Below are 26,979 nucleotides of genomic sequence, written 5' to 3'. Positions count from 1 at the left end.
GGGCATGATCCGGTCAGGCATGGCCACGCTCGGCGTGGCAGCCCTCTTCCTCGCCGCCTGTGGCGGCACCGGCGGCGGAACCCCGCAGAAGAAGACCGAGCTGACGCTCTACAACGACAAGGGCGCCTGGACCAAGTACTTCGACGAGATGGGCGCGCTGTCCAAGCAGAAGATCGGCCTGGGCATGAAGCCGACGGGTTACACCGACTCGGCGCAGTACCAGGCGTTCATCAAGGCGTCGTTCCGCACCAACGTCAAGCCGGACCTGTTCACCTGGCAGACCGGGGGGATGCTGGAGGAGGTCGTCAAGCAGAAGCAGGTGGCCGACACCACGGCCATCTGGCAGGAGGCGATCAAGGCCGGCGACCTGTCGCAGGACCTCGCGCCGTACTACACGATCGACGGCAAGCAGTACTGCGTGCCGATGAACGTCGCCTACTGGGGGATGTTCTACAACAAGAAGCTCTTCGACCAGCACGGCCTGAAGCCCCCGAGGACCTGGGACGAGCTGGTCAAGGCCGCCGCCACGCTCAAGAAGGCCGGCGTCACGCCCTTCTACCACACCAGCGTGCTGTTCTCCTTCGTCTGGTTCGAGCAGCTCATGGCCGGCTCCGACCCCGACCTGTACGACCGGCTGTCCACCGGCAAGGCCAAGTACACCGATCCGGGCGTGGTCCAGGTGATGGAGAAGTGGAAGGAGCTCATCGACGCCGGATATTTCGTGAACCCGGGTGACAAGACGGATCCGGGGGACGTGATGAAGAACGGCAAGGCCGCGATGATCTCGTTCGGCACCTGGTTCAACACCAGCATGACCCAGCGGAACATGAAGGCCGGCTCCGACTACGGCTTCTTCGTGATCCCCAACGTCAACCCCGCCCTCCCCAAGACCTCAGTGATCTTCGAGAGCGGCCCGCTGTGCTCCCTCACCAAGGCCGCCGACCCGGACGCCAGCACGAAGTACCTCAAGTGGTGGACCACCGCCGAGGCCCAGGAGAAGTGGGCCACCAGCCGCGGCGACGTGAGCGCCAACCCCAAGGTCGAGATCAAGGACGAGGCGCTCGGCCAGATCACCAAGGACGCGGGCAGCGGCAAGTATCGCCTGGTCAACCGCTACTTCGAGGCCACCCCGCCACCCGTCCTGACGGCCGCCCTCGACGGCTTCGGCAAGTTCGTCACCGAGCCCGGCACCTACAAGGACGTGCTGGCGACGATCCAGAAGGAGGCCGACGAGTACTGGAGCACTCACCAGTGAGCGAGGGAGCGCCGTCGCCTGGACTGAGGAGCGGCGGGAGCGCAGCGACCAGAGCGACGAGGGAAGGCGACGGGTTCGAGCGACCGAGCCCGCCTCACGGAGTGAGGCCATGAGACGCAGTGCTCCCATCCTCGGGCGTTTCAGGTATGGGTACGTCGCTCCCGCGGCCCTGCTGGTCGCGGGGCTGCTCTACGCCCCGTTCGTGTGGACCGCGTACCTGAGCCTGACCCGTTACGACGGCCTGGCCCCGCCCGAGTGGGCGGGCCTGGCCAACTTCGGCAAGCTCTTCGACGACCCCGCGCTGCTGACCTCCCTGCGCAACACGCTGCTCTGGGTCGTCGGCACGATGGTGCTGCCGGTGGGCCTCGGCCTGCTGGTGGCCGTCCTGTCGCACGACATCAAGGGCGGCGCGTGGTACCGGGTGCCGTTCATGCTCCCGTACGCGCTCAGCGGCGCCGGGCTCGCCCTGGTGTGGAGCCCGATCCTGTCCCACGGCGGCATCGCCAACGCGCTGCTCGGCGTCGACACCGCGTTCCTGCAGGACGCGCCGGTCAACACGCTGGCCATGCTGCTGGTGTGGACCTGGCAGCAGCTCGGCGTCAACACGCTGCTGTTCGTCGTGGGCCTGCAGTCGATCCCCAAGGAGCCGATCGAGGCCGCCCGGCTGGACGGCGCCTCGGGGTGGCGGCTGTTCCGGCACATCACCTGGCCGCTGATGCGCCCGCTGACCGCGGTCGTCGTGGGCCTGGCGCTGGTGGCGAGCCTGAAGACGTTCGACATCGTCTGGGTGATGACCCAGGGCGGGCCCGGCCGCAACTCCGAGACGCTCGCGGTGACCATGTACAAGGAGACGTTCGTGGCCAGCGACTACGGCTACGGCTCCGCGGTGGCGGTCATGCTGACCGTCGTCACCGGCCTGGCCTCCTACCTCTACCTCAAAAGGCAGGTCGCCTCATGATCAGGCGGGCCGTGCTCGTGGTGCTGGGCCTGGTCTGGATGTACCCGACGTACCTGCTGCTGGTCAACGCCGCGCGCCCGGCGGCGTCGTACGACCCGGCCACCGCCTGGGCGCCGTCGGGCGACTTCGCGCTGTTCGCCAACTTCGCCGCCGCGCTGGACAAGGCCGACCTGGGCTCCAGCCTGGCCAGCACCGCGCTCTACAGCGTGGTGTCGCCGCTGCTCGGCGTCGTCATCGGGGCCATGGCCGGGTACACCATCGTGGTGCTGCGGTTGCGTCACGGCTTCTGGTGGTTCCTGCTCATCTTCGGCGGCACGGTGTTCCCGTCGCAGATGCTGCTGGTGCCGCTCTTCGTCGGCTACAGCGACGCCGGCCTGTACGACACCAGGGCCGGCATGCTGCTCGTCTACACGGCCGTCAACGTCCCGCTGGCCGCGTTCGTGCTGCGCAACTTCTACAGCGGGGTGGCGTTCTCGATCTTCGAGGCGGCCCGGATGGACGGCGCGTCGACCTTCCGCATCTTCTGGCGTGTCTACCTGCCGATCTCGACCAGCGCGCTCGCGGCCGTGTTCATCCTGGAGTTCACCTTCATCTGGAACGACCTGCTGTTCGGCCTGACCCTGACCACGACCGAGAGCGTGCGGCCCGTGATGACCGCGCTCGCCGGTCTGATGACCGACGTCTACGCGGGCACCCCCGTGCCCGTGGGGCTGGCCGCGGGCCTGATGTGCTCGCTGCCGACGGTCCTGCTGTTCCTCGCCACCCAGCGCCTCTTCGCCCGAGGCCTGTCCCTAGGGAGTGTCTGAATTGACCAGCCGGTTGCTGCAGCGGAGCCTGGGCTCCCCCGACTACGACGGGATCAGGCAGGCGCTGCGCAACGACACCTCGACCCCCGTCATCGAGCTGCGGGGGCTGGAGGTGCGGGTCGCGGTGCTGCCGCTGTTCACGCACGACGGCCGCCAGGCGGTCCGGGTGTCGAGCACGCGCCCGCTGACGCACGTGCTGGTCGGAGTCGACAGCGCCACCGGCTCCGACGTCACGCTGCTCGTGCCCGAGGTGTCGGCGCCGCGCGCGTTCACGCTGGAGTCGCGTGACGACGAAGGACTCGTCGGCTCGGCGCGGATCACGGTGACGCCGCAGCGCAAGTGGAGCGTGTTCGTCGTCCACCACTCCCACCTCGACATCGGCTACACCGACCCGCAGGGCACGGTGCTGCGCCACCACCTCGAATACCTCGACGCCGCGGTCCGCCTGGCCGACGAGACCGCGTCCTGGCCGGACGACGCGAAGTTCCGCTGGACGGTCGAGTCGTCGATGCCGGCGCTGAAGTGGCTGGAGAACCGGCCCGCCGAGCAGGTCGAGGCGTTCGCCGCGGCGGCCCGCGCGGGCGTCATCGAGGTGACGGCCCTGCCGTTCCAGCTCCACACCGAGGCGTGCTCGACCGAGGAGCTCTACCGGCAGCTCCGCTTCACCTCCGAGCTCCAGGACAGGTACGGCTTCGCCACGCGCTCGGCCATGCACACGGACGTGCCCGGCGCCGTGGTCGGCCTGGTCGACGCGCTCAACGCGGCCGGGGTCCGCTACCTGGCCGCGGCTCACAACTGGGCCGGCCGGTCCGTGCCGTACCTGCACGGCGGCGACAAGCTGACCCGGCCGTTCCGCTGGCGGGCGCCCAGCGGCAACGAGCTGCTGGTCTGGTTCACCGACACCCCCCACGGCATGGCGTACATGGAGGGCAACACGGTCGGGCTGACCGACTCCTACGAGCTGGCCGACGACCTGCTGCCGCGCTACCTGGCCGCCCTGGCCACCCGGGGCTACCCGTACGGGCCGGGCACGTTCGGCTGGCAGGGGCCCGACGCGCCGCGCGAGCCGTACGAGCTGGACGTGCTGCACATGCGCGTGCAGGGCGCGCACGCCGACAACGCCGGCCCGTCCATCGTGCCCGCGGCGATCGCCCGCACCTGGAACGAGCGGTGGGCCTGGCCGCGCCTGCGCTCGGCGGCCAACAGCGACTTCTTCGAGCACGTCGAGGAGCACTACCACGACCGGCTGGCCGTCCACGAGGGCGACTGGACCGACTGGTGGGCCGACGGGCTCGGCTCGGGCGCGCGCCCGCTCGGCTACGTGCGGCGGGCGCAGTCCGCGCTGCGGGCCGCCGAGACCCTGCACACGCTCGCCGGGGCCGACGCCACCGACCGCATCGACGAGGCGTACGACAAGGTGGCGCTGTTCAACGAGCACACCTGGGGCGCCGCCAACCCGTGGGAGGACGCCGAGGAGGCCGGCGACTCGGGCGGCCTGCAGTGGACCCGCAAGTCGTCGGGCGCCTACGACGCGCAGGACGACGCGGCCGACCTGCTGCACGCCGCCGTGCGCCGCTTCGGCGCCGCGCTGGCGGAGGAGGGCGACCTGCCCGAGGGCACGCTGGCGTCGTTCGCGGTGTTCAACCCCGCGACGCGGGCCCGCACCGACCTGGTGCGCGCGTTCCTGCCGCGCGACGTGGTGGCCGCCGACGTGCCGATCGCGCTGGTGGACGCGCGGACCGGCGACACGCTCGCCCACCACGAGGAGTACGTCCATCCCGAGGACTGGCCGACCCGGCCCATCGGACGGCACCTGCACGCCGTGGTGCCCGACGTCCCCGGCAACGGCTACGCCCGGATCGACGTGGTCACGGCCGGGAGCCAGGCCGCCGAGCCGGCCGAGGCCGACCTGGGCGGGGTCATCGAGAACGAGTTCTACCGGGTGACGTACGACGTCCGCGAGGGCTACATCGGCTCGATCTTCGACAAGGTCGCCGGCCGGGAGCTGGTCAACCGCGACGCGGCGGCCGGGTTCGGCCAGTACGTCTACGACAGCTACGCCACCGCCCCGCATTTCAACCACCTGTCCGGGCACGTGGGCGCGCACGACCGCACCCTGCTCGGCGACCGGGCGATCGGCCGGGGCGCCACGATCGTCAAGGCGCAGCGCACCGCCGTGACCGAGCGGCTGGTCGTCGAGCTCCAGGGCAAGGGCGTCGACTGGCTGCGCACCACGATCGAGCTGCACCGCGGCGTGCCCCGCCTGGACCTGACCTACCAGCTCGCCAAGCAGGGCACCCCGGCGAAGGAGGCGGTCTTCCTGGCCTTCCCGTTCGCCGCCGGCCCGGCGACCGCGTGGGAGCTGACCGGCGGCGTCGGCGGGCGCGACGTGCCCCAGGTGCCCGGCTCGGCCGCGTACATGCTGCCCATCCGCCACTGGATCGCCTTCGACGACCCCGAGCTGACCGTCGCCTGGGCCACCCTGGAGGCGCCGCTGGTGCAGCTCGGCACCATCCACATGCCGTACGCGCCGTTCCCGCCGACGCTGGAGCAGGAGGACGGCACGGTGTACTCCTGGGCGCTCAACAACATCTGGGACACCAACTTCCCGTCGCAGCAGCAGGGCGAGACCACGTTCCGCTACGCGGTCATGTCGCAGGCCGGCGCCGACGGGCGGCGGCTGGGCGCGCTCGCGGCCTCCGGGCTGACCGAGCCGTTCGCGGGCGTGCTGGTCACCGGGCCGTGCGGCGACGCCGCCCGCACGTACGCGTCGGTGGACCACCCCGACGTGCTGGTCACCTCGATCGGGCAGGCCGGCGCGGAGCGGGTCGTCCGGCTCCAGTCGCTGGCCGCCGAGCCGGTCGAGGTCACGCTCACGGTGCCCGGCCTGCGCTCGGCCGAGGTCAGCGCGGGGCTGGAGCGCGGGCGTGAACCCGCCGAGGTGGCGGGCGAATCGGTCAAGGTACGGCTGCCCGCGTGCGGGGTCGCCGCGGTCTGGGGGACGTGCGCGTGAAGATCGTTGACATCCGGGCCACCACGGTCGCCGTCCCGCTGGAGGCGCCGCTGCGGCACAGCAACGGCGCCCACTGGGGACGCTTCGTCCGGACCCTCGTCGAGGTCGAGACCGACGAGGGGTTCGTCGGGCTGGGGGAGATGGGCGGGGGCGGCGAGAGCGCCGAGGCGGCCTTCCGGGCGCTCCTGCCGTACCTGAAGGGCCACGACCCGTTCCAGCTCGAAGCGCTTCGATTCAAGATCGCCAACCCGACGGCGTCGCTCTACAACAACCGCACCCAGCTCCTCGCGGCCATCGAGTTCGCCTGCCTCGACGTGATCGGGCAACGCCTCGGCGTGCCCGTGTGCGACCTGCTCGGCGGCCGGGTCCGCGACGAGGTGCCGTTCGCGTCGTACCTGTTCTTCCGGTACGCCGCCGAGGGGCATCCCGAGATCCGCACCCCCGACCAGCTCGTCGGGCACGCCCGCGGCCTGCGTGAGGCGCACGGGTTCACCGTCCACAAGCTCAAGGGCGGCGTGTTCCCGCCGGACCACGAGCTGGAGTGCTACCGGGCGCTCGCGGAGGAGTTCCCCGGCGACCGGCTGCGCTACGACCCCAACGCGGTGCTGTCGCTGGCCGAGGGGCTGCGCTTCGGCCGGGCCATCGAGAACCTCAACAACGACTACCTGGAGGACCCGGTCTGGGGCCTGGAGGGGCTGCGGGCCGTGCGCGAGCAGGTCCGGGTGCCGCTCGCGACCAACACCGTCGTCGTCAACTTCGAGCAGCTCGCCTCCAACGTGCTGCGCCGGGCCGCCGACGTCGTCCTGCTCGACACCACGTTCTGGGGCGGCATCCGGCCGTGCGTGAAGGCGGCGGGGGTGTGCGAGACGTTCCAGCTCGGCATCGCCGTGCACTCCTCCGGCGAGCTGGGGGTCCAGCTCGCGACCATGCTGCACCTCGGCGCGGTGCTGCCCAACCTCACGTACGCGGCCGACGCCCACTACCACCAGCTCCGCGACGACGTCATCGAGGGCGGCCCGCTGCCGTACGAGGGCGGCGCCATCGCGGTGCCCACCGCCCCCGGGCTGGGCGTGCGGCTGGACAAGGACAAGGTGGCCCGGTACGCCGAGCTCTACCGCGAGCTGGGCGGCTACCCCTACGACCGCGACCCGGGACGGCCCGGATGGTACGCCCGGGTGCCCAACGAGCGCTTCGCCGACCCGACCGTCTCCCAGGAGGTCACCCTGTAGCCGACCGCCCGCACCGCTGCCTCTTACCCGACTCGGCATGTCATACCGGTCCGTATGTGGAACGACACGCTAGGTTACCGATCAAGGACGGTCCTCGTCGGGGAGGCAGCAGTGAGGACGATCATCCGCGTGGCTGGCGCCTGCGCCGCGGCCGCGTCGCTCAGCCTCGCCCTGCCGGCGGCATCCGCGCTGGCAGGGCCGGACGGCGGCTGCGACCGGGGCGCGGTGTGCCTGTACGCGTACTACGGCTACAACTACAGCGGGGCCTACCCGCGCGACCTGTGGCACGACTTCACCGAGAACGACGCCTACCTCGGCGACGACCTGTGGCTCCAGGGCGACACGGCGATCGAGTCGTCCAGGATCGTGAACAACGACGCCAGCTCGGTCAAGAACCGCAGCGGCTGCGAGGCCGTCCTCTGGCAGAACCCCCTCTTCACCGGCGCACACAGCACGTTCGCGGCCGGTCGCGCCGACCCGTTCCTCGCGAACAGCACAGTCGGCAACAACACCGCGAGCTCCCTCAGCATCTGGTGCGCCTGACCACATGCGGCGGGGCCGGTTTCCGGATCGGGCCTCCGGAGACCGGCCGCCGCGGACCCACGCGCGGCCCGGCGGTCCTCGGCGCGCTGCTGACGAGCGCCTGCGCCGCCGTGGCCTGCACCGCCGCCCCGCCGCCGGCGACCCCGCCGTCACTCGCCCCGCCGTCGCTCGCCCCGTCGTCGCTCGCCGTGCCGCCGCCGACGCGGGTGGCCGACCTGGTGCTGCCCTTCGACGCCTACCGCCCCACGCCGGGCCAGCGCGCGCTGATGGCCCGCGCCCGCGCCGCGCTGCTCGCCCGCTGCATGCACCGCCGCGGGCACGCCGTCTCCCCGCCGCGCCCGGACGCCGCCGCCTACGCCGCGGGCGACCCCGGCAACAGCCGCCGCTACGGCGTCGCGGACCCAGAGCCGGCCCGCCGCAACGGCTACCACCTGCCGCCGTCCAGACCGTCGAGCCAGGGCCGGAGCTGGGACGTAACCCTCGGCCGGTCCGCCCGCCGCGCCCTCGACGGCACGCCCGGCCGTCCGGGCTGCGACGAGCGCGCCACGGCCGAGCAGGCCCGCCGTACCAGCCCTGAAGCCGACTGGCAGTGGCTGGCGCTCCAGGACGCGCGGACGGTCGCGGAGACCGCCGGGCATCCGGCCGTCGTCGAGGCCGTCGCCCGCTGGAAGACGTGCATGGAACGCGCCGGGCACCCGTACCCGTCGCCGGAGGCGGCCATCGCCGACCCCCGCTGGGACCTGCGCTCGGCCGCCGTCACGGCCCGCGAGAAGCGGACCGCGACGGCCGACACGGCCTGCAAGTGGTCCTCGGGGCTGGTGCCCGCGTGGTTCGCCGCCGACGCCGCGGCGCAGCGGGCCGTCATCGCCGCCGAGCCGGGCCGATTCGCGGACCTGCGCGACGACCTGCGCGCCCGCCTCGACCGGGCCGCCGAGGTCTTAGAACGCTGACGCCCGCGCGCTGGGGCGGCGGCGCGCGGGCGTGGTCAGTCGGGTAGGGCGGCCGGGTTCCGCGCCAGCAGGCCGCCGTCGACGCGGTGCTCCGCGCCGGTGATGAACGACGACCGGGGGCCGGCGAGGAAGGCCACCAGCTCGGCCACCTCCTCGGGCCGCGCCACGCGGCCCAGCGGATGGGCGCGGCCCCACTGGGCCACCTGCTCCTCCTGCGACAGCGGCCCGCGCCACAGGTCGGCCGCCCAGCGCAGCATGGGCGTGTCGACCGAGCCGGGGCACACCACGTTGACCCGGATGCCGTCGGCGGCGTGGTCCAGCGCCATCGCCCGGGTCAGGCCGTTCAGGGCGGCCTTGCTGGCGGTGTAGGCGGCCACCTGCGCCTGCGAGGCGAACGCCTGCACCGACGACATCACCACGATCGAGCCGCCGCCGCGCGCCCGCAGCCGGGGCACGGCCGCCTTGCAGGTGAGGTAGACGCCCTTGAGGTTGATGTCCATGACCTCGTCCCAGACGTCCTCGGGGGTGTCCTCGACCGTGCCGTACCTCTGCACGCCCGCGCACGTCACCACGACGTCCAGCCCGCCGTACTTCGCGACCGCGAGGTCCACCAGGTCGCGCATGTCGCCGGCGCGCCGCACGTCGGCGACGACGCCCGTCACGTGCTCGCTGTCGAGCGCCGCGCCCTCGTCGGCGCCGCAGAACACCACCGACGCGCCTCCGTCGGCCAGCCGGTCCACCACCGCGCGGCCGATGCCCATCGACCCGCCGGTGACCAGCGCGACCTTCCCGCTGAACTCACTCATGCCAGGACCTCCGCCCGCATCGTCAGCGTCCTCGTCGCGCGCGGCCCCAGGGCGAGCGCGGTGCCGTTGGCCACGGCCTCCGCCAGCCCGTTGGTCGGCATGCCGGCGAACGGCTCAAGCCCCACCGTGTACAGGCGGCCCCACCAGGGATAGTCCTCCCAGGCGCCGAGCTCCTGCCACATCCACAGGTACGGCAGCACCCGCGCGTCCCACTCGACGCGCATGCCCACCTCGCCGGTGATCTCGTACCAGCCCTCGCTGAACCCCGTCAGGTAGACGACGTCGCCGGGCGTCCCGGGCTCCGGCACCACGCTCAGGTCCGTCTCGCCGCCGCCGTCGGCCGGCACGACCGGCCAGGTCCACGGCCCTCCGGCCCGCACGCGGCGGCCGCGCGGGTTGACGGCGCTCTCGTGCGGGATCACGGTGACCCCCTCCGGCAGCCGGATCCGCGCGCCCGGCCGCAGGAACGGCCGGCCGAACACGATGTGCTGTCCCCACATCGCGTGCAGCTCCAGGTCGGACTCGTTGCTCACGGTGCTCTCGACCTCCAGCGCGGCCGTGCCCGCCCGCAGCCGGAAGGTCTTGTCCACCCGGTACGGCAGGCGCCGGGTCCGCACGCTCAGCCGTACCGCGACCTCCTCCTCCGAGTCGGCCGTGACCTCGCAGTCCCAGGGCAGCCCGGCGACCTCGCCGTGCTGGGCCAGCCGCGCCCCCCGGTACTCGCTGGGGGCGCCGCCGCTGGGGAAGATCTCCTGCCAGCCGCCTTCGTAGTGGTCGACGAACTGGGCGACGTCGTCGGCGGCACCCTGGAGATGGTGAGCCGGGTCGCGCAGGCCCTGCGGCGAGAGCCAGACGAAGTCGGTGTCGGTGGGCTTGTGCAGGAACTCCACCACGTCACCGCCCCTGTCGGGCACCACGGTCACGCGGAGCGGCTCGTTCTCGAGCACGACCGCCCGCAGCCCGTCGATGGTGACGGACCGCAGGCGCGCCGCCCAGTTGCGCCTCACCCGAAGCTCACGTCGATGAAGCGAGGCCGGTAGATCGACGAGTCCCGGTAGTGGTCGGTGTTCACGAAGCTGTTGACGTTGTACGACACGACCAGTCCCTTACCCGACACCTCGGGGTGGGCGTGGGCGTTGTAGGTGAAGATGTTCCCGTTCGTCTCGGGCGTCGTGTAGACGTGCTGCTTGCCGGTGAACGGCCCGAACGGCGAGCACGAGGAGTAGGCCACGATGTTGGCGCTCAGCACCTCGGTCGTGTCGTGGGTGATGAGCACGTAGCCGTCGCCGACCTTGGTGACGCTGTACTCGTTGGCCACGCCGCTCATGATCCGGGCCGAGTCGGCCTCGTCCGGCGACCAGGTGTTGTCGGCCTTCAGGTACTCCCAGTCGCCGAGCAGGCTCTGCCCCTTGACCCGGGCGATGTGCATGTACTTCGGCGAGCCGAGGTCCTCCACGCCGTAGACGTAGGTGTAGCCGCCGTCCTTGAGGGTGGCCGAGGCCCAGGAGACGCCGTGCGCGGAGGGCAGGTCGTGGACGCTGACCGGGCGGTCCAGGCGGCCGGGGGCGAACCTGGCCACCACGTTGCGGTGCCAGCGCCAGTCCCACGCGCCGGTGCCGTAGCGCTCGTACTCCTGGTAGGTCACCTCGACGAGGCCGCCGGCCAGCGTGGCGTCACCGGCCCAGTACCAGTGGTTCTTGTCGCGCGGCGGCATCACGGCGGCCGGCTTGGCGGCGGTGCCGCCGTGGATCGTGGCCAGCCGGCCGGCGCGCTCGACGGCGAAGGTGTTGTTGAGGAAGACGGTGGTGCCGCCCTCCTCGACCACCGGCGGCCGGGAGCCGTCGGGGTTGATCCGGCCGAGGAACGTGTCGGAGAAGACCCACAGCTCGCGCCCGTCGGGCAGGCGCAGCGAGTAGGTGCCGTCGGCGCCGGTCCAGTCGTCGAGCCGGCTGTTGTCGTTGCCGTACGCGGTGAACAGGCTGGTCAGCCGGGCGTCGGTCGAGGCGCCCTTGACCGTCGGCGCGCAGGCGGACGGGCTGGTGAGCGGCGCGGCGGACCGCTCGGCGGAGATGCTGGGCACCGGTTTCGGGGGTGCGGCGACGGCCTGGGAGGGCAGTGCGGTGAGGCCGAGGAGCGTGGCGGCCAGGGGGATGAGGGCAGCACGGAATCGCGTCATGGCACGTCCTTAGGGGGGCGATTCCTACAGTTCTAGTCATTAGATCACTTGCTGTCCACCCCTGCGGTGAAGATCGGCGGTCCACGGCTTCACGTTCCCGACGACCTGCCTGATGGACCTGGCGCGCCGGCCGTACCTGGTGGCGGTCGTGTGCGTCCTGGTCGCGGGCCTCGGCGGTGCGGCGGCTTCGCCCCCGACCGGGCGGCGGATATGAAGGGGAGATGCCCTTCGCGAAGGGGAGCCGGCCCGAGCGGCTGACGGTGATCCTGGTCCTGCTCACGGGGGTCACGGGCGTGGTCGAGGCCGTGAGCTTCCTGGGGCTCGGCCGCGTGTTCACGGCGGTGATGACGGGCAACGTGCTGTTCGCCGGGTTCGGCGTGTTCAACGGGGAGATCCGGCCGGCCGGGCCGGTCATCGCCCTGGCGGCGTTCGCGGGCGGGGCCATCGGCGGTCACTGGGCGCACGGCGTGCTCGTGCGGTGGCGCGGGCCGCGGTGGCTGACGTTCGCGATCGCCGGAGAGGGCGTGCTCATCCTGGTCGCGGCCGTGCTCGCGCTGCTGCTGGGCGACCGCCTGCATCACGATCCGCACCGCTTCGCCGTGATCGTCGCGCTCGCCCTGGCGATGGGCTCGCGCAACGCCACCGTGCTGCGCGTGGCGGCCCACGACCTGCCGACGACGGTGGTGACCCGGGCGCTGGCGGGGCTGTTCATGGTGTCGTCGCTCGCGACCGCGGAGCGGCGCTTCGCGACGGTCGCCGCCACCTTCACCGGCGCCGCGCTGGGGGCGCTGCTGCTCGGCGTGCATCCCGCCCTGCCTCTTCTGGTGGCCGCCGCGATCGAGGTGGTGGCGGGCGTGATCTGCCCTCCCGCCGCCAGGTGAGGAGCCGGTCCAGGTGAGCGGTCAGCAGGGCCACGGCCTCCGGGCCGTCGTACTGCCCGGCCGAAGGCTCGGACTGAAAACGGAATGACCGGATCGCCCGCGCCCGGATACCCTGCGCGGGGCGAATCGGGAAAGGGACACGGGTCATGGGGCATGTGGAGATCGGGCATCTGACGTACGTGCTGCCCGACGGGCGGCCGCTGCTCAACGACGTGTCCTTCCGCATCGGCGAGGGGGTCAAGGCCGCTCTCGTCGGCCCCAACGGCGCCGGCAAGACCACGCTGCTGCGGCTGATCGCCGGCGACCTCCAGCCCGTCGAGGGCAGCGTGGCCAGCTCCGGCGGGCTCGGCGTGATGCGCCAGTTCGTGGGCAGCGTGCGCGACGGCAGCACCGTCCACGACCTGCTGCTGAGCGTCGCCCCGCCGGCCGTGCGCAAGGCCGCCGAGCGGCTGGAGGCGGCCGAGCTGGTCATGATGGAGCGCGACGACGAGAAGACACAGCTCCGCTACGCCCAGGCCATCACCGACTACACCGACGCGGGCGGCTACGACATCGAGGTCCTCTGGGACACCTGCACGGTCGCCGCGCTCGGCGTGCCGTACGACAACGTGAAGTACCGCGACGTGTCCACCCTGTCGGGCGGCGAGCAGAAGCGGCTCGTCCTGGAGGCGCTGCTGCGCGGCCCCGACCAGACGCTGCTGCTCGACGAGCCCGACAACTACCTCGACGTGCCCGGCAAGGAGTGGCTGGAGCGGCAGCTCAGGGAGACGCCCAAGACGGTCCTGCTGATCAGCCACGACCGCCAGCTCCTCGCCAACGCCGCCGACCGCATCGTCACCGTCGAGGCCGGCAACATCTGGATCCACGGCGGCGGCTTCACCAGCTACGCCGAGGCGCGCAGGGCCCGCAACGAGCGCCTCGACGAGCTGCGCAGGCGCTGGGACGAGGAGCACGCCAAGCTCAAGGCCCTGGTCAACATGCTGAAGAACAAGGCCCGCTACAACGACGGCATGGCCGCCGCCTACCACGCGGCGCAGACGCGGCTGCGCAAGTTCGTCGAGGCCGGCCCGCCGGAGGTGCCGCCCGCCGACCAGAACATCAGCATGCGGCTCAAGGGCGGCCGCACCGGCAAGCGCGCCGTCATCTGCGAGGGGCTGGAGCTGACCGGCCTGATGCGGCCGTTCGACCTGGAGGTCTGGTACGGCGAGCGCGTCGCGGTCCTCGGCTCCAACGGCTCGGGCAAGTCCCACTTCCTGCGGCTGATCGCCGGAGAGTCGGTGCGCCACGACGGCACGGCCCGCCTCGGCGCCCGGGTCGTGCCCGGCCACTTCGCGCAGACCCACGCCCGCCCCGACCTGCTCGGCCGCACCCCGGTCGAGATCGTCATGACCGAGCACGCCCGCGACAAGAGCCAGGCCATGAAGGCGCTGGCCCGCTACGAGCTGGCCGGCCTGGTCGCCGAGCAGCGCTTCGACACGCTGTCCGGCGGCCAGCAGGCGCGGCTGCAGATCCTGCTGCTGGAGCTGTCCGGCGCCACGCTGCTGCTGCTCGACGAGCCGACCGACAACCTCGACCTGGCCAGCGCCGAGGCGCTCCAGCAGGGCCTCGACGCCTTCGACGGCACGGTCGTCGCGGTCACCCACGACCGCTGGTTCGCCGCCGACTTCGACCGCTTCCTCGTTTTCGGCTCCGACGGCACCGTCTACGAGTCGCCACACCCGGTGTGGGACGAGACCAGGGTCGTGCGCGCGCGTTAAAGATTGGGTACGGGCGGCGCGTGTCCTCTGCCAGCCGTACCCATGAAGCGGCTATCACGGCAAAGTGATCCCGCGTAGCCGAACCGTCAGCCTCCTCGCACTCGGGGCGATCTGCCTCACCGGGTGCTCCACCGAGGTGCCGTCAGAACCCAAGCTCAAGCCGCTCACGCTCAAGGAGCAGGTGTCGCACGTCACGAAGTCGTCCGACGGGTACGTCGTCAACTGGGCGGGGGTCCTCGCCAACGACAACCCGTGGCACTTCGGCGAGCACGTGGTGGCCACGATCGTCGGCCGTGACGCCGGCGGGCATGAGGTGGTCAGGATGGACCAGCCGCTCGACGCCGTGCCGCCCGGCGGGGAGCTGGCCTTCACCGGCCACGCCAACGCCGAGCACAAGCCGGCGAAGGTGTCCATCGAGTACCGGCCCGCCCAGTGGCGGACCGCCGCCCGCGTCCCGTCGGCATTCCGGCCGTTCCCGATCACGCGGGTGCAGACGCTGCCGCAGAAGGACGGCTCCGTCGTGGTCACCGGCTACGTCGGCAACCCGTACCGGCTGCCGGCGGGCAGCCTGGTGGTCAACGCGCTGGTCCGCGACCGGGACGGCAAGCTGCTCGGGGGAGGCAGCACGTTCGTGGACGACGTCAAGCCGGGCCGGACGCCGCGTTTCGTGCTGACCGTGGAGGGGCTGCCGGGCAAGGCGAAGCCGACCGACGCCGAGGTGACGGCCCGCACGTGGGGCTCGACGGCGCGGCCGTACGAGGAGCTGGCGCTGGGCGGCGCGGTGCCGCTGCACACGATCAAGCCGTCCATGCCGCCGTTCGCGGTGGACCGGGGCAGCTCGGCGCTGACCGAGCACAAGGAGTGATCGGGGCCGCGTCCGTTCCTCCCAGGACGCGGCCCGCCGAGTAATGCGAAATATTCTCTAAATTAGCCGATAAATGGGTTTGGGTGGTTTATTGCGGAACGGTTCCGCCCGGCAAGGTGAACGAGCCACGCCGTAGGCTCCGAAACGGTAGAACTACAAGTTACTAATCCATTACATTCGGTCATATGAATGACCGCGTCCTGGTCGAAGCGCTCCGCGCCGGCGACCCGGATGCCCTCGCCGCGCTCTATGACGCGTACGCCGAGGGCATCTATAGATACTGCTGGTCCCTTCTTCCGCACGCCGACAGCGCCCAGGTGGCCCTTCGCGACACCCTGATCGCGGCGGCCGAGCACGCCGGTTCCCTTTCCGATCCCGGGCGCCTGAGGACGTGGCTCTACGCGCTCGCCCACGCCGAGTGCCTGCGCCGGCGGCTGGCCGCCGTCCGCCCCGACGCCGGAGAGCCGGCGGACGCGCCCGAGGCGCCCGTCACCGGCCCCGGCTGGCCGGCCGACGAGTCGTCTCACCCGGCCGAGCCGCCCTTCCGGAGCGAGTGGTCCTTCCCGGCCCAGCCGACCTTCCCGGCCGGGTCCCCCTTCCCGGCCGGGTCGCCCTTCGCGGCCGAGCCGCCCGCTGACCCCGCCGACGCCGACCTGCGCGTCATGGCGGCCAACGCGGTGCGCGGCCTGCCCGTCGCCGACCGGGCGGTGCTGGAGCTGACGACCCGGCACGGACTGACCGTCCCGGAGGTGGCGGCGGTGCTCGGCGCCCGCCCGCGCCAGGTCGAGGCGGCCCGCGCGCAGGCCCGCGAGCGCCTGCGCGACGCGATCACGGCCGAGGTGCTGGCCCGCAAGGGGCCCTACGACTGCCCCACGAGGGCCCGCATCCTGAGCGGCTTCGCCGGAGAGCTGACACCGCTGATGCGCGAGGAGCTCGTCCGGCACCTGTCCCGGTGCGAGACCTGCGCGCCGCACCGCGACCGGCCGGTGTCGGAGTCCAAGGTCTTCGACCTGGTGCCGCCGGTCCCGCTGCCCGCCGCGCTGCGGGTCAGGGTGCTGAGCTGCTTCGCCGACCCCGAGCTGCTGCCGTACCGGCGTTACGTCGCGAGACGATCGGGGGCGCTCGGTCACGACGGGTTTCCCGAACCGGGTGACAGGCGGCCTCGTCGCTGGCCTCAGGCGCTGGCGGGCACACTGGCGGCGGTCGCGTCCATGGTGGCGATAGCGACCGTCTTCCACCAGTTCCAAGGCGACCTGCACAAGGGAGGCGGCACCCCGGCGGCGTTCCCCGCGACGGCCGGGCCGCCCGGCGCCCGCATGCCGTGGCCCCCCGCGCCGGACGGTCAGCCCGTCGACGTCAAGCCCATCGTCGAGCCGATCGTGGACTCCCGGGCGACGTTCCCGTACGGGATGTTCCACTCGATCACGCCGGTCGAGCCGCCGCCGACCGCGGGGATCGTCCCCACCCAGGGCTCCCTGCCGGCCAGCACGGGCGCCACCGGCGCTCCCGCGGCGCCCTCGTCGTCGCCGGCCCGCCCGACCCGCGACCCGGGCGCTCCTGTCACGCCGCCCGGCCCCGTCACCCCGCCGCCCCCCGGCACCCCGGCCGACCCGGGCGGCAGGGAGCACCAGAGCCACGGCCCGGCCCCCACGCCCTGCCCCACCGGCAAGCCGACCGCCGCGCCCACCGGGAAGCCCACCGGAAAACCCACGGGCAAGCCCACCGGCGACCCCTCCGGCCATCCCTCCCCGAGCCACGTGTCCAGCCCGCCGGACGATCCCCGCCCGACTCCCGTCCCCGCCCCCACCCCGCCCCCGCCCGCCACGCCCGTCCCGACCCCCGAGCAGCCCCCCACGCCGTCCTCCTCGGCGACCGCCTGACCCCGCCGATGCAGGCATACCAGCTCCGCGACGACCCGCACCTCGGCTGCCGGGTGTGCCCGCTGCCCGTCCGCGCGGAGCTGGCCGAGGCCGTGACCAGGAGCCACCGGATCACCTGGCCCACGTGGATCGACCGCGGGCCGCGCATGTTCCGCCATGTCCTGGAGCTCTGCCGCCTGCGCACCGCCCGGGGCCTGGCCCTGCTGCACTGGCTGGCCGCCGACCTGCCGCCCGGCGAGCTCGACTGGTTCTGGATCCCGCTGCGGCTGACCGGGCCGCGGCAGGCGCGCATGTACGCGGCGGCCGCCGCGGTGCCCGAACCGGTGCTCGCGCTGGTCGTGGCCAACTGGACGTGGGCCCTGGCCAGCCCCCACGGCGGCCGGATCACCGCGTCCTACCTGGCCGGGGCCGCGTACCGGGGCGACGGCTTCCTGGCGGCCGACGCGACCATGACGCTGTACCAGACCTACGACCGGCATCCCGAGGCGCGCCCGGCCATCGCCGCGGCCTGGGCGGCCGCGCGGGTGGGGGCCGACTGGTGCAACGCCGCCGACCTGCGCGCCCGCTACCAGGCGCCGACGTCGGTCTTCACGTATCCGCGCGACGCCTTTCCGCCGCCCCTTGGTGTACGACCTTGGATCCAACGCCTGTTCCGCCTTGAGTGAACACGCTCGGTGAGCCTCACGTGTGCGCAGAGTGACCTCTGGGAAAGGTGGTGCGTAATGCCACCATCGAGGAGGGGGAAGCATGCGCTCCGTGAGGGTGGGCCTCGCCGCCTGCCTGGTCGTCGCCCTGTGTCCGCCGGCCAACTCCGCGTCCGCCCCCGTCCACGCGTCCCCCCGCCAGGACGCTTTCAGCGCCTTCGGTGCGCCGTCGGTCGTCGCGAGGCGGCCGCCGTCCACACGTGAGGTCTCGCGCGCCCGCCGCGCCGTACGGCAGCGCACCAAGGAGCTCGGCGTCGCCAGCGCCGCGCTGGTCGAGGCACGCGCCCGTCTGGACGAGCTCACCGCCAGCGTCGAGCGGCTGGTCGAGGCGTACAACGGCGAGATGGTCCGGATGCGGCAGGCGAGCCAGGAGTACGACCAGGCGCGGGCACGGCTGGCGTCGGCCGACGCGCAGGTCGAGTCGGCGCGGTCGAAGGTCGCGGCGCTCGTCGTGGAGAGCTACGGCGGCTTCGACCTGAGCAAGCCGTACCTGTTCATGATGAACGACACCGGCGACGCCGACGGCTACCTGCACCGGGCGAGCGTGCTGGAGCACATGAGCGGCGAGCGCGCCCTCATCCTCTCCCAGATGCGCGACAGTCAGGCCGTCGCCGGCATCCTGCGCGCGCAGGCGGCCGACGCCTACGCCGCGCAGCGGGAGGCGTCGGAACGGGCGGAGCGGGCCAAGGCCGCGGCCGAGCAGGCCGTCGCCAGGCAGCGGGAGCAGACCAGGGGCCTGCGCAGGGAGCTCCACGCGCTGGAGCACCGGGTGAACGCCGCGCGAAGCAGGGCCGACCGGCTGGCCAGGGAGCGCGAGGCGGCCCGTCAGGCCCGGCTCGCCGGTCTCGGGGCCGCCGGCCTGGTCGCCAAGGGCTCGGCCGGAGGCGACCTGGCCGCCAACTGGGCGCTCACCCAGCTCGGCAAGCCGTACGTGTGGGCCGCGGCCGGGCCGTCGAGCTACGACTGCTCCGGCCTGACCATGCGGGCCTGGGAGCAGGTGGGAGTGCAGCTCGACCACTGGACGGGCACCCAGTGGACCTCCGGCCCGCACATCCCGTATGACCAGCTACGCCGTGGCGACCTGCTGTTCTTCGGGTACGAGAGCGAGGACCCCGGCACCATCCACCACGTGGGGATCTACGTGGGCGACGGCATGATGGTGCACGCGCCCCAGACCGGAGACGTGGTGCGCGTGGCCTCGATGTGGCGGCCCGACCTGGTGGGCGCCACCAGGCCGGCCTGAGAGGTGTGTCGTGAGGGTGACCGGGAGGTCAGTGGGCGTGGCCCTCTTCGCGCGCCCGGTCGAAGGAGCGCTTGATCTCGACCTCGGCCTCCATGCGGCCCACCCAGTTGGCGCCCTCGACGGACTTGCCGGGCTCCAGGTCCTTGTAGACCTCGAAGAAGTGCTGGATCTCCAGCCGGTCGAACTCCGGCACGTGGTGGATGTCGCGGATGTGCTCCATGCGCGGGTCGGTGGACGGGACGCAGAGGACCTTGTCGTCACCGCCCTTCTCGTCGGTCATCCGGAACATGCCGACCGCGCGGCAGGTGATGTAGCAGCCCGGGAACGTCGGCTCCTGGAGCAGCACCAGCGCGTCGAGGGGGTCGCCGTCCTCGCCGAGGGTGTTCTCGATGAAGCCGTAGTCGGCGGGGTACTGCGTGGAGGTGAACAGGAGCCGGTCAAGCCTGATCTTCCCGGTCTCGTGGTCCACTTCGTACTTGTTCCGTTGTCCCTTGGGAATCTCAACGACAACGTCGAACTCCACCGCGGTTCCTCCGCTCATACCCCCCGGCACCCCCGGGTGGGCGTTAATGTCTCGTAGGCGAACACCAGGAGAGAGGTCAGGGACGTGGCGCGGCACGAGCGGTGGGTGATGCTGACCACGCTCGCCCTGCTCCAGATCCTCACGATCGTCACCGGCGTCTACGTGGTGACGAGCGGCCTGGACCTGGACGCCCTGACAAGGCAGTCGTCACCGGACGAGCCGACGGCGTCTCCCGAGGGGTCTCCCGCGGCCCCCGTGGTCACCGCCGGCCCGGTTCTGCCCGGGCTTGCGGCGAGGGCCGGAGACGGACCTCTCCCGACTAAGAGTACTTTGACCCGTCAGCTCACCGACGCCCTGGGTGACAAAGAGCTGGGGGCCCGGGTGGGCGCCGTCGTCCTGGACGCGGCCACCGGAGAGCGGATCTTCGCCGCCGGCGCCGACACCGGCATCACCCCCGCCTCCACCACGAAACTGGTCACCAGCACCGCCGCCCTGGCCTCGCTCGGCCCCGACACCCGCTTCGCCACCCGCGTCGTCCAGGGCGCCACGCCGGGCGCGGTCGTGCTGGTCGGCGGCGGTGACCCCACGCTGGCCGGCCCGTCGGCCAAGCCCGGCGCCTATCCCAAGCCGGCGTCGCTGGCCACGCTCGCCTCGCGCACCGCCGCGGCCCTGAAGGCCAAGGGCGTCACCAAGGTCACGCTCTCGTACGACGCCACCCTCTACACCGGCGAGCGGGTGTGCTCCTGCTGGAAGCCGAACTACATACCCGACGGCGAGGTCGCCCCGGTGTCCTCGCTCGTGATCGACGAGGGGCGCCGCTACCCCAGCCAGTCCACGCCGCGCGTCACCGACCCGCCGCGCTTCGCCGCCGCCGCGTTCGCCCGGCTCCTCGGCCGCCAGGGGATCGGCGTGTCGGGCTCCGCGCGGCCCGCCAAGGCCCCGGCGGGCGCGGCCGAGCTGGCCCGCGTCGAGTCGCCGCCCGTCTACGCCCTGGTCGAGCACACGCTGACGTTCAGCGACGACGACCTGGCCGAGGCGCTGGCCCGCCAGGTGGCGGTCAAGGAAGGGCAGCCCGCCTCCTTCGAGGGCGGCGCCGCGGCGACCCTGCAGGTGCTCAAGCGGCTCGGCTTCCCGGGCGGGGTCCAGATCCGCGACGGCAGCGGGCTGTCGCCGTTCAACCGCATCAGCCCCGACGCGCTGGCCCGCGTCATCGCCACCGCGAGCAGCGCCGCCCACCCGGAGCTGAGGGCGGTGGCCTCCGGCATGCCCGTCGCCGGCTTCTCCGGCACGCTCGGCAACGGCCGCCGCTTCACCTCCGCCGCCAGCAGGGGACAGGTGGGGCTGGTCCGCGCCAAGACCGGCACGCTCAACAACGTCAACACGCTGGCGGGGCTCGCCACCACCAAGGACGGCCGCCTCGTCACGTTCGCCTTCATGGCCGACCGCGTCCCCCTCAACGCCGAACCCGTCCTCGACAAACTGGCCGCCCTGGTCGCCCGCTCCTGAGCTCACTCCTCAGTCCAGGCACCGGCGCTTCTTCGCGTGTTTGATGGCGATCCTGCGGATCGCGGCTCAGTCGCTCGGGTCCGGTGTCTTCCTTCGTCGTTCGGTCGCTTCGCTCCCTCTCTCCTCAGTCCAGACACCGGCGCTTCTTCGCGGGTACGGATCGAACAACGTACGGTGGACGGTATGCAGGTGATCGACTGGGATCTGGCCGTCTCGACCGGCACGCGCCTGGTGCGCTCCGGTCCCCAAGTGAGCCGTGAAGAGGCCAGACAGGCCGTCACCGAGCTCCGCGCGCTCTCTCGCGAGGCCGAGGGCCACGTGCGCGAGTTCACCAAGATTCACACGGACACCGCGCCCCAGCCGGCGACGGTCGTCGACCGGCCCGGCTGGATCAGGGCCAACGTCGAGGGCTTCCGCGTCGTGCTGGAGCCGCTGACCCAGCGCATCGGCAGCGGCGCCAACCCGCCGCCGCCGATCGTGACCGCCGTGGGCTCGCGCATCACCGGCGTCGAGGTGGGCGCCGTGCTCGCCTTCCTCGCCTCGCGCGTGCTCGGCCAGTACGAGCTGTTCCTGCCGCCGGACCCGTCGGGCCGCGAGCCGGCGGGCCGCCTGACGCTGGTGGCCCCCAACATCGTCCACGCCGAGCGGGAGATGAACGTCGACCCGCACGACTTCCGCCTGTGGGTGTGCCTGCACGAGGAGACCCACCGGGTGCAGTTCACCGGCGTGCCGTGGCTGCGCGAGTACATCCGCTCGCAGATGACCGAGTTCCTGCTCGCCTCCGACCTCGACCTCGGCACGATCATCGAACGGCTGCGCGGCGCCGCCGACACCGTGGCCGACGTGGTGCGGGGCGGCGAGGGCAACCTCATCGACGTCATCCAGACGCCGGCCCAGAAGGAGATCCTCGACCGCCTGACGGCCGTGATGACGCTGGTGGAGGGGCACGGCGACTACGTGATGGACGCCGTGGGCCCGTCCGTGGTGCCCACGGTCGCCGACATCCGGGCCAAGTTCGCCCAGCGCCGCGAGGGCGGGTCCAAGCTCGACCGCACCATCCGCCGCCTGCTCGGCATCGAGCTGAAGATGAAGCAGTACGCCGAGGGGTCGGCCTTCGTGCGCACGGTGGTGGGCAAGGTCGGCATGGACGGGTTCAACCGGGTCTGGACGTCGGCGGAGACGCTGCCGACGACGGGTGAGATCTCCGACCCGGACGCCTGGATCCGCCGCGTCATCGGCGCCCCGGCGCTGCCGGCCTGATCGGAGTCGCCGCCCGTGGGTCCGCATCCGGCCGTGGCAGACGTCCGGCGGGCCGTGCGCGAGGCGCTGGCCGCCGCGGCGTCGAGCGAGCAGGTGCAGCGAGAACCGGCGCAGGGCGAACCTGCGCCGGGCGGCCCCGCGCCTGGTGAACCTGCCCCACGCGGCTCCGCGCCGGGCGGCCCCGCGCCGGAAGGGCCGGTGCTCGTCGCGTGCAGCGGCGGCGCCGACTCCCTGGCCCTGGCGGCGGCGCTCGGCTTCGTGGCGCCCCGCGCCGGACTGAAGGCGGGGCTGCTCACGGTCGACCACCAGCTCCAGCCCGGTTCGGCCGAGCGGGCCGAGCAGGTCGCCGCCCTGGCCGCGCCCCTGGGGCTGGACATGGCCGAGGTCCTGACCGTCGAGGTGGGCACCGAGGGGGGACCGGAGGCGGCGGCCCGCGACGCCCGTTACCGGGCGCTGGCCGAGGCGGCCGACCGGCTCGGGGCGCGGGCCGTGCTGCTCGGGCACACCCGTGACGACCAGGCCGAGACCGTGCTGCTCGGCCTGGCCAGGGGCAGCGGGCCGCGCTCGATCTCGGGGATGGCCGCGCGGAGCGGACGCTATCTCAGGCCGTTCCTCGACATCCCGAGGGCCACGACGGTGGCGGCGTGCCGCGCGCTCGGCCTGAGCCCGTGGGACGACCCGCACAACGAGGATCCGCGCTTCACCCGGGTCCGGGTGCGCACGCGGATCCTGCCGCTGCTGGAGTCGGAGCTCGGGCCGGGGGTGGCCGAGGCGCTCGCCCGGACCGCCGCGCTGGCCCGGGAGGACGCCGACGCGCTCGACGAGTGGGCGGATCGGGCCTACCAGGATTGCGCTCTAAGCGATATCGGCGGATCAGTGACGCTGTCCGTACCGGCGCTCGAAGCCCTGCCCGGGGCGGTGCGCAGGCGGGTCCTGCGGCGTGCGGCCGTCACGGCGGGGGCGCCCCCGGGGTCGCTGTCGGCCACGCATGTACGCGCCGTAGACCGCCTGGTCACGCACTGGCGCGGGCAGAAGCCCGTTGACCTGCCCGGGGGGCGGGCGGCCGTCAGGCGGTATGGCACCCTGATAGTCGCCATCAGTCCCATCCCGTAAGGAACCACAGGTGGACGCTGCCGACATGGGCCAGGACCTGGAGAAAGTCCTCATTCCCGAGGACGAGCTCCAGGCGAAGATCAAGGAGCTCGCCGAGCGGATCGACCAGGATTACGCGGGCAAGGACGTCCTGCTCGTGGGCGTGCTGAAGGGCGCGGTCATGGTGATGGCCGACCTGGCCAGGGCGTTGCACGTGCCGGTGCAGATGGACTGGATGGCGGTGTCGTCGTACGGCGCCGGCACCAGGTCGTCCGGCGTGGTGCGGGTGCTGAAGGACCTGGACACCGACATCATGGGCCGCCACGTGCTGATCGTCGAGGACATCATCGACTCCGGCCTGACCTTGCACTGGCTTCTGGAGAACCTGAAGTCGCGCGATCCCGCGTCGCTGGAGATCTGCACCGCGCTGCGCAAGCCCGACGCGGTCAAGGTGCCGATCGACGTGAAGTACGTGGGATTCGACATTCCCAACGAATTCGTCATCGGATATGGACTGGACTACGCGGAGCGCTACCGGAACCTTCCGTTCATCGGAACCCTCGCGCCCCACGTTTACGAGTAGCAATCCGAAGAGGAGCCGGGAACACTACCAGACCTGACGTACGTTGGTAGGGCAAGACCGGTGTAGCGGGCGGTCCCTCCGCGCGCTCTGCCGGTGTACCTTCTGACTCCTGAAGGGTGACCGCGCGTCCTCTTCGGGTAGTCGGAAGATCTCGCGGTATCGGATGCCGCGGCCCCCGGGACGAGTCCCGGGGTTCAAGGCCATGGTCAGGAAGGGACGGGCCCGCAAGGGGTTCCGCATCGGATGGATCTCAAGCGATTTACACGTGGGCCACTGCTGTGGATCCTGGGCATCGTCGTGCTGCTCCTGCTCGTCACCCAGCTCTGGAGCGGCGGCGGAAACTTCAAGCAGGCCGACACGTCCACGGTCCTTCAGCAGATTCGCAATGGAAACGTCAACAACGCGAAGATTGTCGACAAGGATCAGCGGATCGAGCTGACGCTCAACAGCCCGATCGTGGTCCGGGCGGGCGACACCCCGACCAAGACGATCCAGTCTGACTGGGTGGGCGGCTACGGCACCAAGCTGACCGAGGAGCTGCAGGCCCAGGTCGACGCCAAGAAGACCAAGAGCTTCACCACCGAGGTGCCGCAGGAGAACTTCCTCGTCAGCATCCTGGTGAGCTTCCTGCCGCTCGTCATCATCGTCCTCATCTTCCTGTTCGTCATGAACCAGATGCAGGGCGGCGGCTCGCGGGTGATGAGCTTCGGCAAGTCCAAGGCCAAGCTGATCACCAAGGACACTCCGAAGACCACCTTCGCCGACGTCGCGGGAGCCGACGAGGCCATCGAGGAGCTCCAGGAGATCAAGGAGTTCCTGCAGGCCCCGGCCAAGTTCCAGGCGATCGGCGCCAAGATCCCCAAGGGTGTGCTGCTGTACGGCCCGCCCGGCACCGGCAAGACCCTGCTGGCCCGCGCGGTCGCGGGCGAGGCCGGCGTCCCCTTCTACTCGATCTCCGGTTCCGACTTCGTCGAGATGTTCGTCGGCGTCGGCGCCTCCCGCGTCCGTGACCTGTTCGAGCAGGCCAAGGCCAACGCCCCGTCGATCATCTTCATCGACGAGATCGACGCCGTCGGCCGCCACCGCGGCGCCGGCCTGGGCGGCGGTCACGACGAGCGCGAGCAGACCCTCAACCAGCTCCTCGTCGAGATGGACGGCTTCGACGTCAAGGGCGGCGTGATCCTCATCGCCGCGACCAACCGGCCCGACATCCTCGACCCGGCGCTGCTGCGTCCCGGCCGCTTCGACCGCCAGGTCACCGTCGACCGGCCCGACCTGGAGGGCCGCAAGGGCATCCTGCGCGTCCACGGCCGCGGCAAGCCGTTCTCGCCGGAGGTCGACCTCGACGTCATCGCCCGCCGCACGCCGGGCTTCACCGGCGCCGACCTGGCCAACGTGATCAACGAGGCGGCGCTGCTGACCGCGCGCGCCGACCAGAAGCTGATCACGATGGACGTCCTCGAGGAGTCGATCGACCGCGTCATGGCAGGGCCCGAGCGCAAGACCCGGGTCATGTCCGACAAGGAAAAGAAGATGATCGCCTACCACGAGGGCGGTCACGCGCTGGTGGCGCACGCGCTGCCGAACTCCGACCCGGTCCACAAGATCACGATCCTGTCCCGGGGCCGCGCGCTCGGCTACACGATGACGCTGCCGATGGAGGACAAGTTCCTCGCCACGCGGTCGGAGATGATGGACCAGCTCGCGATGCTGCTCGGCGGCCGCGCGGCGGAGGAGCTCGTCTTCCACGAGCCCACCACCGGCGCCTCCAACGACATCGAGAAGGCCACGGCCGTCGCCCGGCGCATGGTCACCGAGTACGGCATGAGCGAGCAGCTCGGCGCCCGCAAGTTCGGCACCGGCCAGGCCGAGGTGTTCCTCGGTCGCGAGATGGGCCACGAGCGCGACTACTCCGAGAAGATCGCCTCCACGATCGACGAAGAGGTCCGCCGCATGATCGAGACGGCTCACGACCAGGCGTGGGACATCCTGGTCCAGTACCGCGACGTCCTCGACAACCTCGTCCTGGAGCTCATGGAGAAGGAGACGCTCTCCCGCGAGCAGGTCCTCCAGATCTTCGCTCCGGTCGTGGTCAAGGAGCACCGCCCGTCCTACGCCGGCTACGGCAAGCGGCTCCCGTCCGACCGTCCGCCGATCCTGACCCCGAAGGAGCAGTCGGCCAACGGCTCGCTCACCTCGGGCCACCAGGACGCGCTTCCCTCCGGAGACGGTGCGTGAGTTCGCACGACGTAGACCTGGGCCGGATCGAGAAGGCCGTCCGCGAGATCCTCTACGCCATCGGCGAGGATCCCGACCGTGACGGCCTGCTCGACACCCCGGCCCGGGTCGCCCGCGCCTATGCCGAGCAGTTCTCCGGCCTCGGCCAGAACCCCGAGGACGTGCTGAACAAGGTCTTCGACGTCGACCACGACGAGATGGTGCTGGTCAAGGACATCGAGGTCTACTCCACCTGCGAGCACCACCTGGTGCCGTTCCACGGCTTCGCGCACGTGGGCTACATCCCCAACGACCGCGGCCAGGTGACGGGCCTGTCCAAGCTGGCCCGGCTGGTCGACGTCTACGCCCGGCGCCCGCAGGTGCAGGAGCGGATGACGTCGCAGATCGCCGACGCGCTCATGCACGTGCTGGAGCCGCGCGGGGCGATCGTGGTGCTGGAGTGCGAGCACCTGTGCATGACCATGCGCGGGGTTCGCAAGCCGGGCGCCAAGACCGTCACCTCCGCCGTCCGCGGCGACTTCCGCACCAGCGACAAAACCCGCGCCGAGGCGATGGCGCTCATTCTCGGTCGTCTGTGAGTCCTGGCTTCTGTTACGGCACAGCCGACATGGCGCCAGTCGCCGTACCGGGCTGAGGGCCTCCAGGGAGACGGTCGCTGAACCCGCACATGGCCGGCCGCCGCTACGCGCGCGACGCCGGCCATGGCTTCCC

Annotated in this window: 23 protein-coding genes; 19 read left to right on the top strand and 4 right to left on the bottom strand. The window is 71.9% G+C overall.

Translation table 11 applies throughout. The features are described 5' to 3' along the window. Positions 1 to 4: 4 nt before the first annotated feature. The 7 genes from HTZ77_RS14295 to HTZ77_RS14265 all read left to right on the top strand — a co-directional run bounded on the left by HTZ77_RS14295 (position 5) and on the right by HTZ77_RS14265 (position 8,754). Positions 5 to 1,255 (top strand): ABC transporter substrate-binding protein, encoded by a 1,251-nt coding sequence (locus HTZ77_RS14295; RefSeq protein WP_175590038.1) that lies wholly within the window; start codon positions 5 to 7, stop codon positions 1,253 to 1,255. Between the two features lie 109 nt (positions 1,256 to 1,364). Beyond that, the gene (locus HTZ77_RS14290; protein WP_175590037.1) at positions 1,365 to 2,213 is read left to right on the top strand and encodes a carbohydrate ABC transporter permease; all 849 of its coding nucleotides are present in this window, start codon (positions 1,365 to 1,367) and stop codon (positions 2,211 to 2,213) included. Further along, on the top strand, positions 2,210 to 3,019 hold the full coding sequence (locus HTZ77_RS14285; protein WP_175590036.1) for a carbohydrate ABC transporter permease: 810 nt from the start codon (positions 2,210 to 2,212) through the stop codon (positions 3,017 to 3,019). The genes HTZ77_RS14290 and HTZ77_RS14285 overlap by 4 nt, the downstream gene beginning before the upstream one ends. A 1-nt stretch (position 3,020) precedes the next feature. Beyond that, the gene (locus HTZ77_RS14280) at positions 3,021 to 6,032 is read left to right on the top strand and encodes a glycoside hydrolase family 38 N-terminal domain-containing protein (protein WP_175590035.1); all 3,012 of its coding nucleotides are present in this window, start codon (positions 3,021 to 3,023) and stop codon (positions 6,030 to 6,032) included. After that, on the top strand, positions 6,029 to 7,261 hold the full coding sequence (locus tag HTZ77_RS14275) for an enolase C-terminal domain-like protein (RefSeq protein WP_175590034.1): 1,233 nt from the start codon (positions 6,029 to 6,031) through the stop codon (positions 7,259 to 7,261). Before HTZ77_RS14280 ends, HTZ77_RS14275 begins: the two co-directional genes overlap by 4 nt. Positions 7,262 to 7,372: 111 nt before the next feature. Then, complete coding sequence (locus tag HTZ77_RS14270) at positions 7,373 to 7,804, top strand: peptidase inhibitor family I36 protein (RefSeq protein ID WP_175590033.1); 432 nt, start codon at positions 7,373 to 7,375, stop codon at positions 7,802 to 7,804. Further along, entirely contained in the window at positions 7,795 to 8,754 is a 960-nt protein-coding gene (locus HTZ77_RS14265) for a hypothetical protein (protein ID WP_175590032.1), read from the top strand. The genes HTZ77_RS14270 and HTZ77_RS14265 overlap by 10 nt, the downstream gene beginning before the upstream one ends. A 35-nt stretch (positions 8,755 to 8,789) precedes the next feature. On the opposite strand, the gene HTZ77_RS14260 is transcribed toward HTZ77_RS14265, so the two are convergent. From HTZ77_RS14260 to HTZ77_RS14250, 3 genes are read right to left on the bottom strand one after another with little or no spacing between them, the layout of a single operon-like run. Then, positions 8,790 to 9,560 (bottom strand): SDR family NAD(P)-dependent oxidoreductase, encoded by a 771-nt coding sequence (locus HTZ77_RS14260; protein WP_175590031.1) that lies wholly within the window; start codon positions 9,558 to 9,560, stop codon positions 8,790 to 8,792. Next, positions 9,557 to 10,567 carry a DUF4432 family protein gene (locus tag HTZ77_RS14255; RefSeq protein WP_175590030.1) on the bottom strand — a complete coding sequence of 337 codons (1,011 nt, stop codon included), beginning with the start codon at positions 10,565 to 10,567 and terminating at the stop codon, positions 9,557 to 9,559. The genes HTZ77_RS14260 and HTZ77_RS14255 overlap by 4 nt, the downstream gene beginning before the upstream one ends. Continuing rightward, a complete protein-coding gene (locus HTZ77_RS14250) occupies positions 10,564 to 11,736 on the bottom strand; it encodes a DUF4185 domain-containing protein (protein ID WP_175590029.1) in 1,173 nt (390 codons plus the stop codon). Before HTZ77_RS14250 ends, HTZ77_RS14255 begins: the two co-directional genes overlap by 4 nt. Positions 11,737 to 11,957: 221 nt before the next feature. Here HTZ77_RS14250 and HTZ77_RS14245 point away from each other — a divergent pair, with 221 nt between their 5' ends. The 6 genes from HTZ77_RS14245 (at position 11,958) to HTZ77_RS14220 (ending at position 19,066) form a co-directional block, all read left to right on the top strand. After that, a complete protein-coding gene (locus HTZ77_RS14245) occupies positions 11,958 to 12,617 on the top strand; it encodes a DUF1275 family protein (RefSeq protein WP_175590028.1) in 660 nt (219 codons plus the stop codon). 146 nt (positions 12,618 to 12,763) lie between these two features. Further along, a complete protein-coding gene (locus HTZ77_RS14240; RefSeq protein WP_175590027.1) occupies positions 12,764 to 14,374 on the top strand; it encodes an ABC-F family ATP-binding cassette domain-containing protein in 1,611 nt (536 codons plus the stop codon). Positions 14,375 to 14,438: 64 nt separating this feature from the next. Beyond that, positions 14,439 to 15,239, top strand: coding sequence for a hypothetical protein (locus HTZ77_RS14235; RefSeq protein ID WP_175590026.1), 801 nt, complete (start codon positions 14,439 to 14,441; stop codon positions 15,237 to 15,239). A 185-nt stretch (positions 15,240 to 15,424) separates the two neighbouring features. Continuing rightward, a complete protein-coding gene (locus HTZ77_RS14230) occupies positions 15,425 to 17,119 on the top strand; it encodes a sigma factor-like helix-turn-helix DNA-binding protein (protein WP_175590025.1) in 1,695 nt (564 codons plus the stop codon). Between the two features lie 8 nt (positions 17,120 to 17,127). Beyond that, positions 17,128 to 17,784, top strand: a complete 657-nt coding sequence (locus HTZ77_RS14225) for a hypothetical protein (protein WP_175590024.1) — start codon at positions 17,128 to 17,130, stop codon at positions 17,782 to 17,784. An 82-nt stretch (positions 17,785 to 17,866) separates the two neighbouring features. Beyond that, positions 17,867 to 19,066, top strand: coding sequence for a C40 family peptidase (locus tag HTZ77_RS14220; RefSeq protein WP_175590023.1), 1,200 nt, complete (start codon positions 17,867 to 17,869; stop codon positions 19,064 to 19,066). Between the two features lie 28 nt (positions 19,067 to 19,094). Here HTZ77_RS14220 and HTZ77_RS14215 read toward each other — a convergent pair whose 3' ends face one another. Beyond that, complete coding sequence (locus HTZ77_RS14215) at positions 19,095 to 19,589, bottom strand: inorganic diphosphatase (protein ID WP_175590022.1); 495 nt, start codon at positions 19,587 to 19,589, stop codon at positions 19,095 to 19,097. A gap of 84 nt (positions 19,590 to 19,673) precedes the next feature. Between HTZ77_RS14215 and dacB the strand changes: the two genes are divergently transcribed. The 6 genes from dacB (at position 19,674) to folE (ending at position 26,846) form a co-directional block, all read left to right on the top strand. Next, positions 19,674 to 21,095 carry a D-alanyl-D-alanine carboxypeptidase/D-alanyl-D-alanine endopeptidase gene (gene dacB / locus HTZ77_RS14210; RefSeq protein ID WP_328808587.1) on the top strand — a complete coding sequence of 474 codons (1,422 nt, stop codon included), beginning with the start codon at positions 19,674 to 19,676 and terminating at the stop codon, positions 21,093 to 21,095. 183 nt (positions 21,096 to 21,278) lie between these two features. Continuing rightward, the gene (locus tag HTZ77_RS14205) at positions 21,279 to 22,355 is read left to right on the top strand and encodes a zinc-dependent metalloprotease (protein ID WP_175590021.1); all 1,077 of its coding nucleotides are present in this window, start codon (positions 21,279 to 21,281) and stop codon (positions 22,353 to 22,355) included. Positions 22,356 to 22,370: 15 nt separating this feature from the next. Continuing rightward, entirely contained in the window at positions 22,371 to 23,468 is a 1,098-nt protein-coding gene (tilS, locus tag HTZ77_RS14200; protein ID WP_175590020.1) for a tRNA lysidine(34) synthetase TilS, read from the top strand. A 10-nt stretch (positions 23,469 to 23,478) separates the two neighbouring features. After that, a complete protein-coding gene (gene hpt / locus HTZ77_RS14195; RefSeq protein ID WP_328808585.1) occupies positions 23,479 to 24,030 on the top strand; it encodes a hypoxanthine phosphoribosyltransferase in 552 nt (183 codons plus the stop codon). A gap of 243 nt (positions 24,031 to 24,273) precedes the next feature. Continuing rightward, positions 24,274 to 26,268 (top strand): ATP-dependent zinc metalloprotease FtsH, encoded by a 1,995-nt coding sequence (gene ftsH / locus HTZ77_RS14190; protein WP_175590019.1) that lies wholly within the window; start codon positions 24,274 to 24,276, stop codon positions 26,266 to 26,268. Then, complete coding sequence (folE, locus tag HTZ77_RS14185) at positions 26,265 to 26,846, top strand: GTP cyclohydrolase I FolE (RefSeq protein ID WP_175590018.1); 582 nt, start codon at positions 26,265 to 26,267, stop codon at positions 26,844 to 26,846. The genes ftsH and folE overlap by 4 nt, the downstream gene beginning before the upstream one ends. The last annotated feature ends 133 nt before the right edge of the window (positions 26,847 to 26,979 follow it).

It is taken from the genome of Nonomuraea montanisoli (genome assembly GCF_013363975.1).
Classification (GTDB): domain Bacteria; phylum Actinomycetota; class Actinomycetes; order Streptosporangiales; family Streptosporangiaceae; genus Nonomuraea; species Nonomuraea montanisoli.
This window is presented reverse-complemented; position numbering and strand designations above follow the sequence as displayed.

Coding starts and splice junctions, on each gene's coding strand:
- HTZ77_RS14245 (WP_175590028.1), top strand. CDS start 11,958: ATGCCCTTCGCGAAGGGGAGCCGGCCCGAGCGGCTGACGGTGATCCTG.
- HTZ77_RS14295 (WP_175590038.1), top strand. CDS start 5: ATGATCCGGTCAGGCATGGCCACGCTCGGCGTGGCAGCCCTCTTCCTC.
- HTZ77_RS14250 (WP_175590029.1), bottom strand. CDS start 11,736: ATGACGCGATTCCGTGCTGCCCTCATCCCCCTGGCCGCCACGCTCCTC.
- HTZ77_RS14290 (WP_175590037.1), top strand. CDS start 1,365: ATGAGACGCAGTGCTCCCATCCTCGGGCGTTTCAGGTATGGGTACGTC.
- HTZ77_RS14230 (WP_175590025.1), top strand. CDS start 15,425: ATGAATGACCGCGTCCTGGTCGAAGCGCTCCGCGCCGGCGACCCGGAT.
- HTZ77_RS14225 (WP_175590024.1), top strand. CDS start 17,128: ATGCAGGCATACCAGCTCCGCGACGACCCGCACCTCGGCTGCCGGGTG.
- HTZ77_RS14240 (WP_175590027.1), top strand. CDS start 12,764: ATGGGGCATGTGGAGATCGGGCATCTGACGTACGTGCTGCCCGACGGG.
- HTZ77_RS14205 (WP_175590021.1), top strand. CDS start 21,279: ATGCAGGTGATCGACTGGGATCTGGCCGTCTCGACCGGCACGCGCCTG.
- HTZ77_RS14260 (WP_175590031.1), bottom strand. CDS start 9,560: ATGAGTGAGTTCAGCGGGAAGGTCGCGCTGGTCACCGGCGGGTCGATG.
- ftsH (WP_175590019.1), top strand. CDS start 24,274: ATGGATCTCAAGCGATTTACACGTGGGCCACTGCTGTGGATCCTGGGC.
- HTZ77_RS14285 (WP_175590036.1), top strand. CDS start 2,210: ATGATCAGGCGGGCCGTGCTCGTGGTGCTGGGCCTGGTCTGGATGTAC.
- HTZ77_RS14220 (WP_175590023.1), top strand. CDS start 17,867: ATGCGCTCCGTGAGGGTGGGCCTCGCCGCCTGCCTGGTCGTCGCCCTG.